This is a genomic window from Flavobacterium haoranii (assembly GCF_009363055.1).
Taxonomy (GTDB): Bacteria; Bacteroidota; Bacteroidia; order Flavobacteriales; family Flavobacteriaceae; genus Flavobacterium; species Flavobacterium haoranii.
This window is the reverse complement of record NZ_CP045292.1, coordinates 2,417,447-2,431,430: the sequence shown is the minus strand read 5'-3', so window position 1 is coordinate 2,431,430 and position 13,984 is coordinate 2,417,447. Positions and strand designations below refer to the sequence as shown.

The 13,984-nt window shown below is 32.2% G+C and carries 15 protein-coding genes and 2 tRNA genes; 7 read left to right on the top strand and 10 right to left on the bottom strand.

Translation table 11 applies throughout. The features are described 5' to 3' along the window. Nucleotides 1–135: 135 nt before the first annotated feature. Nucleotides 136–645, top strand: a complete 510-nt coding sequence (locus tag GCU34_RS11575) for a hypothetical protein (protein ID WP_143146172.1) — start codon at nucleotides 136–138, stop codon at nucleotides 643–645. A gap of 353 nt (nucleotides 646–998) precedes the next feature. Here GCU34_RS11575 and accC read toward each other — a convergent pair whose 3' ends face one another. The 6 genes from accC to pdxA all read right to left on the bottom strand — a co-directional run bounded on the left by accC (nucleotide 999) and on the right by pdxA (nucleotide 5,996). Next, nucleotides 999–2,342, bottom strand: a complete 1,344-nt coding sequence (accC, locus tag GCU34_RS11570; RefSeq protein ID WP_072781904.1) for an acetyl-CoA carboxylase biotin carboxylase subunit — start codon at nucleotides 2,340–2,342, stop codon at nucleotides 999–1,001. A 91-nt stretch (nucleotides 2,343–2,433) separates the two neighbouring features. After that, nucleotides 2,434–2,922 carry an acetyl-CoA carboxylase biotin carboxyl carrier protein gene (gene accB / locus GCU34_RS11565; RefSeq protein ID WP_072781906.1) on the bottom strand — a complete coding sequence of 163 codons (489 nt, stop codon included), beginning with the start codon at nucleotides 2,920–2,922 and terminating at the stop codon, nucleotides 2,434–2,436. A gap of 36 nt (nucleotides 2,923–2,958) precedes the next feature. Further along, a complete protein-coding gene (locus GCU34_RS11560; protein ID WP_072783391.1) occupies nucleotides 2,959–3,960 on the bottom strand; it encodes a beta-ketoacyl-ACP synthase III in 1,002 nt (333 codons plus the stop codon). Nucleotides 3,961–4,124: 164 nt separating this feature from the next. Continuing rightward, nucleotides 4,125–4,319, bottom strand: coding sequence for a 50S ribosomal protein L32 (gene rpmF, locus GCU34_RS11555; RefSeq protein ID WP_072781908.1), 195 nt, complete (start codon nucleotides 4,317–4,319; stop codon nucleotides 4,125–4,127). A gap of 2 nt (nucleotides 4,320–4,321) precedes the next feature. Then, a complete protein-coding gene (locus tag GCU34_RS11550; RefSeq protein ID WP_072781910.1) occupies nucleotides 4,322–4,864 on the bottom strand; it encodes a YceD family protein in 543 nt (180 codons plus the stop codon). A gap of 82 nt (nucleotides 4,865–4,946) precedes the next feature. Then, complete coding sequence (pdxA, locus tag GCU34_RS11545; RefSeq protein WP_072781912.1) at nucleotides 4,947–5,996, bottom strand: 4-hydroxythreonine-4-phosphate dehydrogenase PdxA; 1,050 nt, start codon at nucleotides 5,994–5,996, stop codon at nucleotides 4,947–4,949. Nucleotides 5,997–6,053: 57 nt separating this feature from the next. On the opposite strand from pdxA, the gene GCU34_RS11540 reads away from it, so the two are divergent. Next, nucleotides 6,054–6,644: a riboflavin synthase gene (locus tag GCU34_RS11540; RefSeq protein ID WP_072781914.1), complete on the top strand. Its 591-nt coding sequence runs from the start codon at nucleotides 6,054–6,056 to the stop codon at nucleotides 6,642–6,644. A gap of 429 nt (nucleotides 6,645–7,073) precedes the next feature. On the opposite strand, the gene GCU34_RS11530 is transcribed toward GCU34_RS11540, so the two are convergent. After that, nucleotides 7,074–7,147 (bottom strand) — tRNA-Ile (locus GCU34_RS11530). Nucleotides 7,148–7,196: 49 nt separating this feature from the next. Then, complete coding sequence (gene mce / locus GCU34_RS11525) at nucleotides 7,197–7,598, bottom strand: methylmalonyl-CoA epimerase (protein ID WP_072781918.1); 402 nt, start codon at nucleotides 7,596–7,598, stop codon at nucleotides 7,197–7,199. A 119-nt stretch (nucleotides 7,599–7,717) separates the two neighbouring features. Here mce and rbfA point away from each other — a divergent pair, with 119 nt between their 5' ends. Then, a complete protein-coding gene (rbfA, locus tag GCU34_RS11520; RefSeq protein WP_072781920.1) occupies nucleotides 7,718–8,110 on the top strand; it encodes a 30S ribosome-binding factor RbfA in 393 nt (130 codons plus the stop codon). Nucleotides 8,111–8,112: 2 nt separating this feature from the next. Further along, nucleotides 8,113–9,312, top strand: a complete 1,200-nt coding sequence (locus tag GCU34_RS11515) for an ABC transporter permease (protein ID WP_072781922.1) — start codon at nucleotides 8,113–8,115, stop codon at nucleotides 9,310–9,312. Between the two features lie 29 nt (nucleotides 9,313–9,341). Here GCU34_RS11515 and GCU34_RS11510 read toward each other — a convergent pair. Beyond that, a tRNA-Leu gene (locus GCU34_RS11510) sits at nucleotides 9,342–9,421 on the bottom strand. Between the two features lie 148 nt (nucleotides 9,422–9,569). Here GCU34_RS11510 and GCU34_RS11505 point away from each other — a divergent pair. The 3 genes from GCU34_RS11505 to pth all read left to right on the top strand — a co-directional run bounded on the left by GCU34_RS11505 (nucleotide 9,570) and on the right by pth (nucleotide 11,843). After that, on the top strand, nucleotides 9,570–10,511 hold the full coding sequence (locus tag GCU34_RS11505; protein WP_072781924.1) for a ribose-phosphate pyrophosphokinase: 942 nt from the start codon (nucleotides 9,570–9,572) through the stop codon (nucleotides 10,509–10,511). Between the two features lie 30 nt (nucleotides 10,512–10,541). Next, nucleotides 10,542–11,150, top strand: a complete 609-nt coding sequence (locus GCU34_RS11500; RefSeq protein ID WP_072781926.1) for a 50S ribosomal protein L25/general stress protein Ctc — start codon at nucleotides 10,542–10,544, stop codon at nucleotides 11,148–11,150. Nucleotides 11,151–11,276: 126 nt separating this feature from the next. Then, on the top strand, nucleotides 11,277–11,843 hold the full coding sequence (gene pth, locus GCU34_RS11495; protein ID WP_072783393.1) for an aminoacyl-tRNA hydrolase: 567 nt from the start codon (nucleotides 11,277–11,279) through the stop codon (nucleotides 11,841–11,843). On the opposite strand, the gene metG is transcribed toward pth, so the two are convergent. Continuing rightward, entirely contained in the window at nucleotides 11,844–13,919 is a 2,076-nt protein-coding gene (gene metG, locus GCU34_RS11490) for a methionine--tRNA ligase (RefSeq protein WP_072781927.1), read from the bottom strand. Nucleotides 13,920–13,984 lie beyond the last annotated feature (65 nt).

Here is a 13,984-nt window from a genome sequence, read left to right as displayed (position 1 = left end):
CGAGTGTTTTGTTTCACTTCTCGATACTTTCGCATAGCGAAAACTCGAAGTGACGAAACAAAATGTATCGAGAACCGTTTAAGAGCTCCAACAAAACCTCAATCGGGGCTATTTTTCATATATAGAAGTTCAAAAATGATTGCACTTTCCGAAGTTGAAAAAACCATAAAAGGCTTTGCACAATTAGGTTTAACCATTGAAGCAGCGCATTGGTTAGTAAAAGTATATGAATTAGAACAAGAAAATTTTTCTCATTTTGAACTAACCGAAAAAGCGGAGCCAAGTTTTATTCTATTGACAACAAATGGAGTAATCGGAAGCAAACAAGTCATTAAATTGCCTGCAAATACTTTCGAATTTCCATTATTCTTGATGCTGAATTTATTAGCGCATGAAATGTTACATGTAAAACAGAAATCGGAAAAATATAAAGTTGAAGACAAAAACGAACGCGAGTTTCAAGCATATTATGAGAATTTGTTTCACAAAGAATTTCCTTTAGTTCCAGAATTATCGCCTTTTCAACAAAAAGCATTTGGCAATAAAGCCTTAGAATATTACAACCGAATGGAAGAAGGTTCTTATTTGCAAAAAAAGTATGCTGAACAGAAGGAGGAAGTTGTGCAGTTGATTAGTGAAATTTAATTAATTATATTTACTAAAATACTTACTTATAAACAGCTAAAAAAGCTTGATTTAAAATAGACCAGAATATGAGAAATATAATTGGTTATTTAGTAATGATTATGCCAATAATTGCTTGTAATTTATATTATTATGGCGAGCCAAGTGGTGGTATAAATTTGTGACAAGCTTTATTTGCTTTTGTAATAGGGGCTATTTTTTTTAAAATTGGAATGGATATAAAAAATAAAAATAAGATAAAATAGATCCCAATAGCGCAGATTTATAATCCGTGCAAAAAACAAGATTGATTCGTTACACTCGCAATAACTAAACAAAAAAATCCCGAGCAAAACTCGGGATTTCTATATTTATTAAACTTCATTCATCTTAAAAGATTCCATAAACTTAGTGGTGTAATTACCAGCAACATAATCTGGTTCATCCATTAACTGTCTGTGGAAAGGAATGGTTGTTTTAATTCCTTCAATTACGAACTCATCTAAAGCGCGTTTCATTTTATTAATGGCTTCTTCACGTGTTTGTGCAGTAGTAATTAACTTCGCAATCATAGAGTCGTAATTTGGTGGAATTGTATATCCAGCATACACGTGCGTATCTAAACGAACTCCGTGTCCACCTGGGGCGTGTAAAACCGTAATTTTACCTGGCGAAGGTCGGAAATCATTATATGGATCTTCTGCATTAATACGACATTCAATAGAATGTAACTGTGGATAGTAATTTTTACCAGAAATTGGCACACCAGCGGCTACAAGAATTTGCTCACGAATTAAATCATAATCTACTACTTGTTCTGTAATAGGGTGCTCTACTTGAATTCGCGTATTCATTTCCATAAAATAGAAATTTCTATGCTTATCTACTAAGAACTCAACAGTTCCAGCACCTTCATATTTAATATATTCTGCTGCTTTTACTGCTGCTTCACCCATAGCATCACGCAACTCAGGCGTCATAAATGGAGAAGGCGTTTCTTCCGTTAACTTTTGGTGTCTTCTTTGTACAGAACAATCTCTTTCTGATAAGTGGCATGCTTTACCAAATGAATCACCTACTACTTGAATTTCAATATGACGTGGTTCTTCAATTAATTTTTCCATGTACATACCATCATTACCAAAAGCCGCAGCAGCCTCTTGACGAGCACTTTCCCAAGCTTTTAATAATTCTTCTTCTTTCCAAATAGCACGCATTCCTTTTCCACCACCACCAGCAGTAGCTTTCATCATAACTGGATAACCAATTTTCTTAGCTACTTTTTTAGCGTCTTCAAACGATTCTAAAATTCCTTTAGAACCTGGAACACAAGGTACACCTGCAGCTTCCATAGTAGCTTTTGCAGTTGCTTTGTCTCCCATTTTTTCAATCATTTCTGCAGAAGCACCAATGAATTTAATTCCGTGCTCTTCACAAATTTTTGAAAACTTAGCATTTTCAGACAAGAAACCATATCCTGGGTGAATTGCATCTGCATTTGTTATTTCTGCAGCAGCAATAATATTTGACATTTTTAAGTAAGAAAGGTTACTTGGAGGCGGACCAATACAAACCGCTTCATCAGCAAAACGAACGTGTAAACTATCTGCATCTGCAGTAGAGTAAACCGCTACCGTTTTAATACCCATTTCTTTACAGGTTCTAATTACACGTAGTGCAATTTCACCTCTATTGGCAATTAATATCTTTTTAAACATCTTTTTTTAATTAGACAATTAGACAATGTGTCAATTAGACAATTATGAAGTAAGAAAAACTTCTAACTTCTAACTTCTAACTTCTAACTTATTATGATGGATCAACTAAGAATAATGGTTGATCGAATTCTACTGGAGATGAATCATCCACTAAAATTTTAACAATTTTACCAGAAACCTCTGATTCAATTTCGTTAAATAATTTCATTGCTTCGATAACACACACCACATCTCCTTTACCAATTGAAGTACCAACTTCAACAAAAACAGGCTTGTCTGGAGCTGGTTTTCTATAAAAAGTACCAATCATTGGCGATTTAATAGTGATATATTTACTATCGTCAGAAGCAGTTTCAGGTGCAGCTGGAGCAGCAGGTGCTGTAGGCGCAACAGGTTGTGGTGCTGCAGCTTGAGGCAATGCATTTGTTACAGGAACATGTTGAACAAAAGTTGTTGTAGGCTCTGTTCCTTCAGCTGTAGTTTTAATAGTGATTTTGAAATCGTCCATTTCTAATTTCACCTCTGTAGCTCCAGATTTTGCTACAAATTTGATCAAATTTTGAATTTCTCTAATATCCATGTTTACAAAATTTTAAATTTGGTTTAGTATAGTTTGTTATTTTGTGTCATAAGCCCATTTTAGATAAATAGATCCCCATGTGAATCCACCTCCAAAAGCAGCAAAAATTATATTATCACCTTTTTTAAGTTGTTTTTCAAAATCACACAATAAAAGTGGTAAAGTAGCCGAAGTTGTATTTCCATATCTATGGATGTTTACTAAAACCTTAGACTCATCTACACCCATTCTATTTGCAGTTGCATCAATGATTCTTTTATTTGCTTGATGTGCTACTAACCAATTTACATCTTCATGAGACAAATTGTTGCGTTGCATGATTTTTTCACTTACATCAGCCATCCCAGAAACTGCATATTTAAAAACTGTTTTACCATCTTGAAACACAAAATGTTGTTTATTTTTTACGGTTTCTTCTGTTGGAGGCAAAATTGATCCACCTGCATCAATTTTTAAATATTCGCGACCAATTCCATCACTTCTTAAAAATTCATCTTGGAAGCCTAATCCTTCGGTATTTGGTTCAAATAAAACTGCTCCTGCGCCATCTCCAAAAATAATACAAGTAGCTCTATCAGTATAATCAATAATAGATGACATTTTATCGGCACCTATTAATAATACTTTTTTATATCTTCCTGATTCAATGTAAGCTGATGCTGTAGACATCCCGTAAAGAAAACTTGAACATGCTGCTTGTAGATCGTAAGCGAAAGCATTTGTTGCGCCAATTTGTGTTGCTACAAAAACTCCTGTTGAAGCAACAGGCATATCGGGAGTTGCAGTTGCCAAAATTACCAAATCAATTTCTTTTGGGTCCAAATTGGCTTTTTCAAGCAGATTTTTTGCTGCCTTAATGGCTAAAAAAGAAGTACCTTTTCCTTCTTCTTCTTTTAATAATCTTCTTTCTTTGATTCCTGTTCTGGTAGTAATCCACTCATCGTTTGTATCTACCATACTTTCAAGCACTTGATTTGAAAGTACAAATTCAGGAACATATGAACCTATAGCTGTAATTGCTGCTGTTACTTTATTCATAAAAACTAATTTTCCTCTCGATTTTAAAAAAATCAAAAAGTGGTGGAAATTACGAAAAAAATCGAAAAAAATAAAATTATGATTCGATAATTATCTCCTTAAAAACCAGCTAATAACAAAAAAACTCTCACAATGTGAGAGTTTTTTATGCTATCTCAAAACCATTAAGCTACTGCCTCAGTTTTGTCAACTACAACTTGTCCTCTGTAGTATAATTTTCCTTCGTGCCAGTAAGCTCTGTGGTACAAGTGTGCTTCACCAGTTACCGGACATGTAGCAATTTGAGGAGTTGACGCCTTATAATGCGTTCTTCTCTTATCTCTTCTTGTCGACGACTGTCTTCTCTTAGGATGTGCCATTTTTACTTATTTTTATCCGTTAATAGTTTTTTTAATTCTGCCCATCTAGGGTCTATTTCATCTTTCTCTTTTTCAATTTCTTTTTTTGGAGATAACGCTTCCAATTTTTCGATTGTTTCTGTACCTAAAGTTCCATCCTTAACTCCAGGATGTATTCTTTTTGCTGGAACTGACAATACAATCATTTCATATATGTATTGCGAAACATCTACTTGAAACTCTCCATGCGGAAGAATCAACATTTCTTCATTTTCATCGTTGAACTCTTCCCCAAACTTGACTATAAGTTTTAAATTACCTTTAATCTTTAAATCAAAGTCTTCATTTGACAAGTCACAAGGAACATTAACCGTACCTTCATGCTTAAAAGTTAACTCTAACATCGTTGATTTTTTATCTAAAACTACTTTAACATTAATATTTGCATTGTTAAATTCATTATAGTCAAAATGCTCAAAGAACGAATTATCTACCTGATAATCAAACTGATGTTTCCCAAACTTTAATCCCGTAAACGGAATTAAAAATTCTTTAAAATTCTTCATGACAACAGTTTACCCATTTATTCGGGGTTGCAAAGATATTAATTTTATTATAAAATAAAACTGGTTATTAACATTTTTTTGTTTATAACGTATTTTCTTTTATTTTTAAAGGATTTTCTGACAATTCTAAGTACTCTCCTCTGTTACTGTAAATATCAATTGCCTTATATACAGCTTCTCTGAAAGACTCATGACTTGCCTCTCCTTTTCCTGCTATTTCAAAAGCAGTTCCGTGATCAGGAGAAGTTCTCACTTTATTAAGTCCAGCCGTATAATTCACTCCTTTACCAAAAGATAGTGTTTTAAACGGAATCAAACCTTGATCATGGTACATTGCCAAAACAGCATCAAACTTTTCATATAAATTAGATCCAAAAAAACTATCTGACGAATATGGACCAAAGACCATTGTTCCCTCTTCAAATATTTTTTTTAAAGTTGGTTTTATGATCGTTTCTTCTTCTTTACCTATTACACCATTATCGCCACTATGAGGATTTAAACCTAAAACAGCAATTTTGGGTTTTGAAATTTTAAAATCTTCAATTAAGGTTTTATTAATAACGGCAATTTTCTTTTGAAGTAATTCTGCATTTACATATTCCGCTACTTTGTTAACTGGAATATGATCTGTTAAAAGCCCTACTCTTAATTCTCCGTTTACCATCAACATTAAAGCATCGCCTTCTAGCTCTTTTGCTAAATAATCAGTATGCCCAGGAAAATTAAATTCTTCAGATTGAATATTGTATTTATTTATTGGCGCCGTAACTAAGACATCTACCGAACCATTTTTTAAAGCTTCTGTTGCTTTGACAAAAGATTTAATAGCATATTTACCAACATTTTCATCAGTTTTTCCGAACTCTAAATTAACTCCTTCTTTCCAAACGTTAAGTACATTAAATTTACCCAATACAATTTGGTCTAATTTATCTATTCCGTGAATATTGATATTAATGTTGAGAGATTTTCTTAAAAAAGAAATAATTTTAGCATTAGCAAAAACAACTGGTGTACAAAGTTCTAACATTCTTGTATCTTCAAATGTTTTCAAAATAACTTCTGGACCAATTCCATTTAAATCTCCTACAGAAATTCCTACAATTATATTTTCAGCTTTTTTAAGCATATTTGGTTTTTTAATTCCTTACTTTTGGGGTACAAATTTAGTAAATAAAATCAAGTTATGTTTACCGGAATAATAGAAACACTTGGAACAATTAAAAAAATTGTAAAAGATCAGGAAAATTTAATAATAACCATTCAATCTAACATTACAAATGAATTGAAAATTGATCAAAGTGTTGCTCATAATGGAATTTGCCTTACAGTAGTAGAAATAAAAGAGGACAACTACTCTGTTGTAGCCATTAAAGAAACCATTTTAAAAACAAATATTGGTGAATGGCAAGTAGGAGATATTGTTAATCTGGAGCGCGCCATGAAACTTGGAGACAGATTGGACGGACACATTGTGCAAGGCCATGTTGACCAAACTGGAAAATGTATTGCAATAGAAAATTCTAATGGAAGTTGGTATTTTACTTTTGAATACGACGAAACCTTAAGCAACATCACAATTGAAAAAGGGTCAATTACTATAAATGGAACGAGTTTAACTGTAGTAAATTCAAAGAAGAATGAATTTAGCGTAGCAATTATACCTTACACTTATGAAAATACAAATTTCCATTCTTTTAAAATAGGCACAATTGTTAATCTCGAATTTGATGTCGTTGGGAAATATGTAAAAAGATTGTTCGAATTAAATAAATAACATAAAAAAAGCTCTTATAAAGAGCTTTTTTTATTGAATATATATTTCGTAGAAACTAGATAACCAAGTATAAGTGCGGCGAAAAACATTATTACTAGTCCACCATCAATAGGTAAACCAGGTGTTGTAGTTAGGGGTGCTGGCGGAGGAGGCACCTCAGCTGCTAAAGCAATGTTACAAGTAAACACACTTATAAAAAGGACTAGTATTTTATGTATAGCTATTTTCATAGGCCACAAAAATATTAATTTTAATTAATGCTTAATCGCTTTAACAGTTTGTTAATCTTTTTTTAACATTTACCGCAATTCTTTCTGGTTACGAAAATATAAATATTTTTATATTAATCAATATTTTTAGAAAAAAAACTTAAAAAAATATAAAAATTTAACTTTCGCACTAAAAAAAATGCCCTTTCGGGCAAGGCAGTGGTCCCACCTGGGCTCGAACCAGGGACCACCTGATTATGAGTCAGGTGCTCTAACCAACTGAGCTATAGGACCAGTTTTGAGGTTGCAATATTACTACTATTTTTTTGTTAGACAAAATTTTTTATCTTTTTTCTTGACAAAGCTCAATTAGTACACCATTAGTCGTCTTAGGATGTAAGAAAGCTACTAATTTATTGTCGGCTCCAGACTTTGGAGCTTCATTTAATAATACAAAGCCTTCATTTTTTAAACGTTCCATTTCTAAAACTATGTCATCCACATCAAAAGCGATATGATGAATACCCTCACCCTTTTTATCGATAAATTTAGCAATTGGACTATCTTCTCTTGTTGCTTCTAATAATTCAATTTTATTTGGACCATTCATAAAAAAAGAAGTTTTTACCCCTTCACTCTCCACTTCTTCTTGTTTATATGCAAGAGCTCCAAAGAGCTTTTCAAACAAAAGATTCGATTCTTCTAAATTCTTAACTGCAATACCAATATGTTCTATCTTATTCATTTTCTTAATAATTTAATCTGATTAATTTTTACAACAAAATTAGGAGTACTAAAAAAATAAACAATCTTTAGCATCATAAAATTAAGCAATACTATTTAGTTTATTTGTATTTTTGCAAAATGGAAACAAATAGACAAAAGAAAATTGGTCAATTACTACAAAGTGATATTGTAGATATTTTACAGGGAGAAATTCGTAAAAATGGAATTACAAACTTAATCATCTCTGTTTCAAAAGTAAATGTTACTTCAGATTTATCAATTGCTAAAGTATATTTAAGTATATTTCCGTCTGAAAAAGGAAAAGAAATTTTGTCTGCAATTAAAGAGAATACTCCTTTAATCAAACATGATTTAGCTCAGCGAGTAAAAAATCAACTTAGAAAAGTACCTGATTTAATTTTTTACATTGATGACAGTTTAGACTACATCGAAAAAATTGACAACGCATTGTCTGGAAAAGAAAATCCAGTTCAAAACCCCGACTTATTATACAAACGTAAAAAGTCATAATTTTGAATTTTTCGCTTTACATAGCTAAGCGTTATGCCATAAGTTTTAGTAAAAATTCGGCTATCAATATTATTACCATGATAGCTTCTTTAGGAGTAATTGCTGGAACAATGGCACTTTTTGTTGTACTTTCAGTTTTTAGTGGTTTACGTGATTTCAGCTTAAGCTTTACAAATGCAATCGATCCCGATTTCGTTATTACTCCTAAAACAGGTAAATCAATTTTTATTTCAAACGAACAACTCTATCAACTTAACAAAATTAATTCTCTAGAAAGTTACTCTAAAATTATAGAAGAACGCGTATTGTTTTTTTACAATGATAAAGAATTAGTTGGCTATATTAAAGGTGTTGACGAAAAATACAATAATGTTACTGATATTGAAAATCATTTATATGTAGGAAATTGGCTTCACCCAAATTCAAACGAAGTGGTTGTAGGTTCGGAAATTAGTAGAAAGCTTGGATTGGGACTTTTCGATTATACTAATAGCTTAAAAGTATATTCTCCAAAAGCAGGAAAAGGTTTAATTGAAAACGAAGAAGACGCTTTTTTAACTGCTCCTTTAAATACGGTTGGTATTTATAATGTAAGCGAAGATTTAGATGCTAAATACATTTTTTGCAATTTAGAATTAGCTGAACAACTGGTGAAATTTCAACCAAATCAAGTTACTGGAATTGAATTTAAGCTAAAACCAAATAGTGATGAAGATGCATTTAGAAACCAACTACAAACTATATTTCAAAACGACATAGAAATAAAAAACAGAATTCAAATAAACGATTCTCTCTATAAAATGCTCAATACTGAGAATATTGCAGTTTATTTAATTTTTACTTTAGTCATTATTATTGCACTTTTCAATTTAATTGGTGCTTTAATCATGATGATAATAGAAAAGAAATCAAACTTAAAAACATTAAATAGTTTAGGCTTAGGCATTAAAGAAATTAGAAAAATATTTTTAGCTCAGGGTTTGTTGCTAACTATTTTTGGAAGTGTAATAGGAATTATTTTAGGAATTATTCTTGTAGTACTTCAGCAAAAACTAAATTTAATAATGATAACTCCTACACTACCTTATCCTATTAAATTTGAACTTAAAAACTTACTAATTGTTGCGCTTACCATTTCTATATTAGGATATTTAGCTTCATTAACAGCAAGTAAAAGCATTACCAAAAAACTTATTGAATAAAAAAAGCCCTAACAAAAGTTAGAGCTTTGTACCGCGAGTGGGAATCGAACCCACACTCCGTAGAACACGAGTTTGAGTCGTGCGCGTCTACCAATTCCGCCATCGCGGCTTAAAATGTGAGTGCAAATGTATTGAAATTTTCCAATATCAAAACCAAAATAGTTTAAAAATTACTTTCAGAGTAAAAATTTATTTCTAAATTTGCACCCTGATTTACAACAACACAACACTAACTAACTACCAAACAACAAATTAAAATGTCATACAAAGAGCCAGAAGCAAAAATTTTTGCGTGTTCTCAAAGTGTGTATCTAGCTGAGAAGATAGCACAAAGCTATGGAGTTCCGCTAGGTAAAGTAACGTTCTCAAAATATAGTGACGGAGAGTTTCAACCTTCTTTTGAAGAATCAATTCGAGGTTTACGGGTGTTTTTAGTATGTTCTACTTTCCCAAGTTCGGATAACTTAATGGAGTTATTGCTAATGATTGATGCTGCAAAAAGAGCATCAGCAAGACACATTACTGCTGTTATTCCTTATTTTGGATGGGCAAGACAAGACAGAAAAGACAAACCAAGAGTTCCAATTGGAGCAAAATTGGTTGCTAAATTATTAGAAGCTGCAGGTGCAACTAGAATTATGACCATGGATTTACATGCAGATCAAATTCAAGGTTTCTTTGAAAAACCAGTGGATCATTTATTCGCTTCTACAATCTTTTTACCTTACGTAAAGAGTTTAAATTTAGACAGCTTAACTATTGCATCTCCAGATATGGGAGGTTCAAAAAGAGCTTACGCTTATTCTAAATTCCTAGAATCTGATGTAGTAGTTTGTTACAAGCAACGTAAAAAAGCTAATGTAATTGACACTATGGAGCTAATTGGAGATGTAAAAGGAAGAAATGTTATCTTGGTTGATGACATGATAGATACAGGAGGAACATTAGCAAAAGCTGCTGATGTAATGATGGAAAGAGGCGCTCTAAGTGTGAGAGCAATTTGTACACACCCAATTTTATCGGGTGAAGCGTACGAAAAAATTGAAAATTCACAACTTTTAGAATTAATTGTTACCGATTCAATTCCTTTAAAGAAAGAATCAAGCAAAATTAAAGTTGTTTCATGTGCCGATTTATTTGCAGAAGTAATGCATATGGTACAAAATAACAATTCTATTAGTGGTAAGTTTTTAATGTAATATAGAATATTAAATATTTAATTTTATATAATGAAGTCAATTACTATCAAAGGACAAAAAAGAGAAAGCGTAGGCAAAAAGGCGACTAAAGCGGTACGCGATGCTGGATTCGTTCCTTGCGTTATTTACGGAGGAGAGCAACCAGTACATTTTTCAGCAGATGAAAGAGCATTTAAAGGTTTAGTTTACACTCCAAATGCGCATACTGTTGTAGTTGAATTAGAAGGTGAAAAATCAATTGATTGTATCTTACAAGATATTCAATTCGATCCAGTTTCTGACAAAATTTTACACATCGACTTCTTCCAATTAGATGAAAATAAAGAAATCATCATGGAAGTTCCAGTAAAAGTTATTGGTAAATCTCCAGGTGTAATGTCTGGTGGTACTTTACGTTTAAACCAACGTCGTTTAAAAGTTAAAGCTTTACCTAAAAACTTACCTGACTTCGTAGAGGCTGATATTACTCCTCTTGAAATGGGTAACCGTTTATATGTAACTAAAATTGTTGCAGATAACTTTAAAATTATGCACCCAGACAATACAGTAGTTTGTCAAGTGAAGATTTCTCGTGCTGCTATGAAAGCTGCTCAAGAAGCTGCAAAAGCAGAAAAATCTGCAAAAGGAAAGAAAAAATAATTTTTTTAAATCCTATACTAAAAGCACCTTTCGAGGTGCTTTTTTTTATGAATAAACTAAAGTTTGAATTACTTTTGCTAAATGAAATGGTTTTTCAATCTGTTTAATAAAAAAGAAAATAATACTGTGAAGAAATATCTAATTGTTGGTTTAGGAAATATTGGAAGTGAATATGTAAACACACGTCACAATATTGGGTTTAAAGTACTAGATTTTATTGCAAAACAAGAAAATTTAACCTTCAGTACAGCCAAACTTGGCGATATTGCTGAATACCGAATTAAAGGAAGAACTGTTTTTTTATTAAAGCCAAACACTTACATGAATTTAAGTGGAAAAGCAGTTAAATATTGGATGGATAAAGAAAATATTGCAAAAGATAACATTCTTGTTATTACCGATGATTTAAACCTTGCTTTTGGAACCATTAGAATTAAAAGTAAAGGAAGTGATGGCGGTCATAACGGATTAAAAAATATTCAACTTTTATTAAATACAACTGAATACCCAAGATTTAGATTTGGTATTAGCGATGCCTTTAAAAAAGGACAGCAAGTAGATTATGTTTTAGGGGAATGGAGCGAAGAAGAAAAAGAAAAGCTTCAGGAAAGATTAAAAATATCTTCTGAAGCTGTTCAAGAGTTTGTTCTAGCAGGTTTAAATAATGCCATGAACACTTATAATGGTAAATAATTAACTAATTGTAGCGCCATTTAAAACGCCTTCTGCATCTGGATTTACGAAAACTAATTTCCCTTCGGCATTATTAGTCATTAAAATCATACCAGCACTTTCAACACCACGAAGTGCTCTTGGTGCTAAATTTACTAATACTGTTACGCGTTTACCTACAACTTCTTCAGGAGAAAAATGTTCAGCAATTCCCGAAACAATTGTTCTTACATCAATTCCAGTATCAACTTTTAAAACTAAAAGTTTGTTAGCTTTTGGCATTTTCTCTGCTTCGATAATGGTACCAACACGTAAATCTAGTTTTGTAAAATCGTCGAATGTTGCAACATCTTTTTGTGGTTCTGCACTCATACTTGCCGCTTTATTTGCTTTTTTACTTGCTTCTAATTTGTCTAATTGTTTTTGGATTTCAGTATCTTCAACTTGTGCGAATAAAATTTCAGCTTGACCAATTTGGTGATTTGGACTAATAATTTCTTTTCCTTCTTCAATCATTTTCCAAGCGTTATGAGATTTCTCACTTTCGTTCGAAATGACAAGGATGCGTTTTAATTTTTCAGATGTAAAAGGTAAAAATGGTTCCGAAAGAACTGCTAAAGCTGAAGCAATTTGCAACGCCACATACATTTGTGTTTTTACTCTTTCAGGATTTTCTTTAATCATTTTCCATGGTTCTTCATCGGCTAAATATTTATTTCCTAGACGTGCCACATTCATCATTTCGCCTAAAGCTTCTCTAAATCTATATCTTTCAATTGAAGATGCAATAACTGCTGGATACGCTTTTAGTTCAGCCAAAGTTTGTTCGTCAACATCAGAAAATTCATTAGGTGTAGGAATAATTCCATCGTAATATTTATTAGTTAATACTACTACGCGATTAATGAAATTTCCAAATATAGCTGCTAACTCATTGTTGTTTCTTGCTTGAAAATCTTTCCAAGTGAAATCGTTATCTTTTGTTTCTGGAGCATTTGCCGTTAAAGCATAACGTAAAGCATCTTCTTTTCCTGGAAAATCTTCTAAATATTCGTGTAACCATACTGCCCAATTTTTAGAAGTTGATAATTTATTTCCTTCTAAATTTAAAAATTCGTTTGCTGGAACATTATCTGGTAAAATATAATCTCGATGTGCTTTTAACATCGCTGGGAAAATAATACAATGGAAAACAATATTGTCTTTTCCTATGAAATGAACTAATTTAGTGTCTTGATCTTTCCAATATGGTTCCCAATCTTTTCCTTCTCGTGCTGCCCATTCTTTTGTAGAAGAAATGTAGCCAATAGGTGCATCGAACCAAACGTATAATTTTTTTCCTTCAGCACCTTCAACTGGAACATCAATTCCCCAATCTAAATCGCGCGTTACCGCTCTTGGTTCTAAACCAGCATCAACCCACGATTTAACTTGACCGTAAACATTTGCTTTCCAATCATTTTTATGTCCTTCTAAAATCCATTCTTTTAAGAAAGCATCGTATTCATTTAAAGGTAAAAACCAATGTTTTGTTGCTTTTAAAACAGGTTTTGTTCCAGTAATCGTCGATTTTGGATTGATTAAATCGGTTGCATTTAATGAGGTTCCACATTTTTCACATTGGTCGCCATAAGCTTCTTCGTTCCCGCATTTCGGACAAGTTCCTGTTACAAAACGATCAGCTAAGAATTGATTCGCTTTTTCGTCGTATAATTGTTCTGTAGTTTCTTCAATAAATTTTCCATCTTCATATAATTTTCTAAAAAAAGCTGAAGCGGTATCATGATGAATTTTACGAGAAGTTCTTGAGTAATTATCAAAAGAAATTCCGAAGTCTTCAAAAGATTTACGAATAATTCCGTCGTATTTATCAATTACTTCTTGCGGTGTGATGCCTTCTTTTTTAGCTTTCATTGAAATCGCTACTCCATGCTCATCGCTTCCACAAATGTAAGCCACATCTTTTCCTTGTAAACGTAAATAACGCGCATAAATATCAGCAGGAACATAAACCCCAGCTAAATGACCAATATGAATAGGTCCGTTTGTGTAAGGTAAGGCTGCTGTAATCGTATATCTTTTCGGATTTTCTAACATTGTTTCAAAATTTGACACAAAAATAATTCATTCGTCACGATTACACGAATTTTTGTTCTGATTTT

What these genes read in the sequence shown, in the direction of transcription:
- GCU34_RS11575 (WP_143146172.1), top strand. Translation starts at nt 136, where the DNA reads ATGATTGCACTTTCCGAAGTTGAAAAAACCATAAAAGGCTTTGCACAA.
- accC (WP_072781904.1), bottom strand. Translation starts at nt 2,342, where the DNA reads ATGTTTAAAAAGATATTAATTGCCAATAGAGGTGAAATTGCACTACGT.
- accB (WP_072781906.1), bottom strand. Translation starts at nt 2,922, where the DNA reads ATGGATATTAGAGAAATTCAAAATTTGATCAAATTTGTAGCAAAATCT.
- GCU34_RS11560 (WP_072783391.1), bottom strand. Translation starts at nt 3,960, where the DNA reads ATGAATAAAGTAACAGCAGCAATTACAGCTATAGGTTCATATGTTCCT.
- rpmF (WP_072781908.1), bottom strand. Translation starts at nt 4,319, where the DNA reads ATGGCACATCCTAAGAGAAGACAGTCGTCGACAAGAAGAGATAAGAGA.
- GCU34_RS11550 (WP_072781910.1), bottom strand. Translation starts at nt 4,864, where the DNA reads ATGAAGAATTTTAAAGAATTTTTAATTCCGTTTACGGGATTAAAGTTT.
- pdxA (WP_072781912.1), bottom strand. Translation starts at nt 5,996, where the DNA reads ATGCTTAAAAAAGCTGAAAATATAATTGTAGGAATTTCTGTAGGAGAT.
- GCU34_RS11540 (WP_072781914.1), top strand. Translation starts at nt 6,054, where the DNA reads ATGTTTACCGGAATAATAGAAACACTTGGAACAATTAAAAAAATTGTA.
- mce (WP_072781918.1), bottom strand. Translation starts at nt 7,598, where the DNA reads ATGAATAAGATAGAACATATTGGTATTGCAGTTAAGAATTTAGAAGAA.
- rbfA (WP_072781920.1), top strand. Translation starts at nt 7,718, where the DNA reads ATGGAAACAAATAGACAAAAGAAAATTGGTCAATTACTACAAAGTGAT.
- GCU34_RS11505 (WP_072781924.1), top strand. Translation starts at nt 9,570, where the DNA reads ATGTCATACAAAGAGCCAGAAGCAAAAATTTTTGCGTGTTCTCAAAGT.
- GCU34_RS11500 (WP_072781926.1), top strand. Translation starts at nt 10,542, where the DNA reads ATGAAGTCAATTACTATCAAAGGACAAAAAAGAGAAAGCGTAGGCAAA.
- metG (WP_072781927.1), bottom strand. Translation starts at nt 13,919, where the DNA reads ATGTTAGAAAATCCGAAAAGATATACGATTACAGCAGCCTTACCTTAC.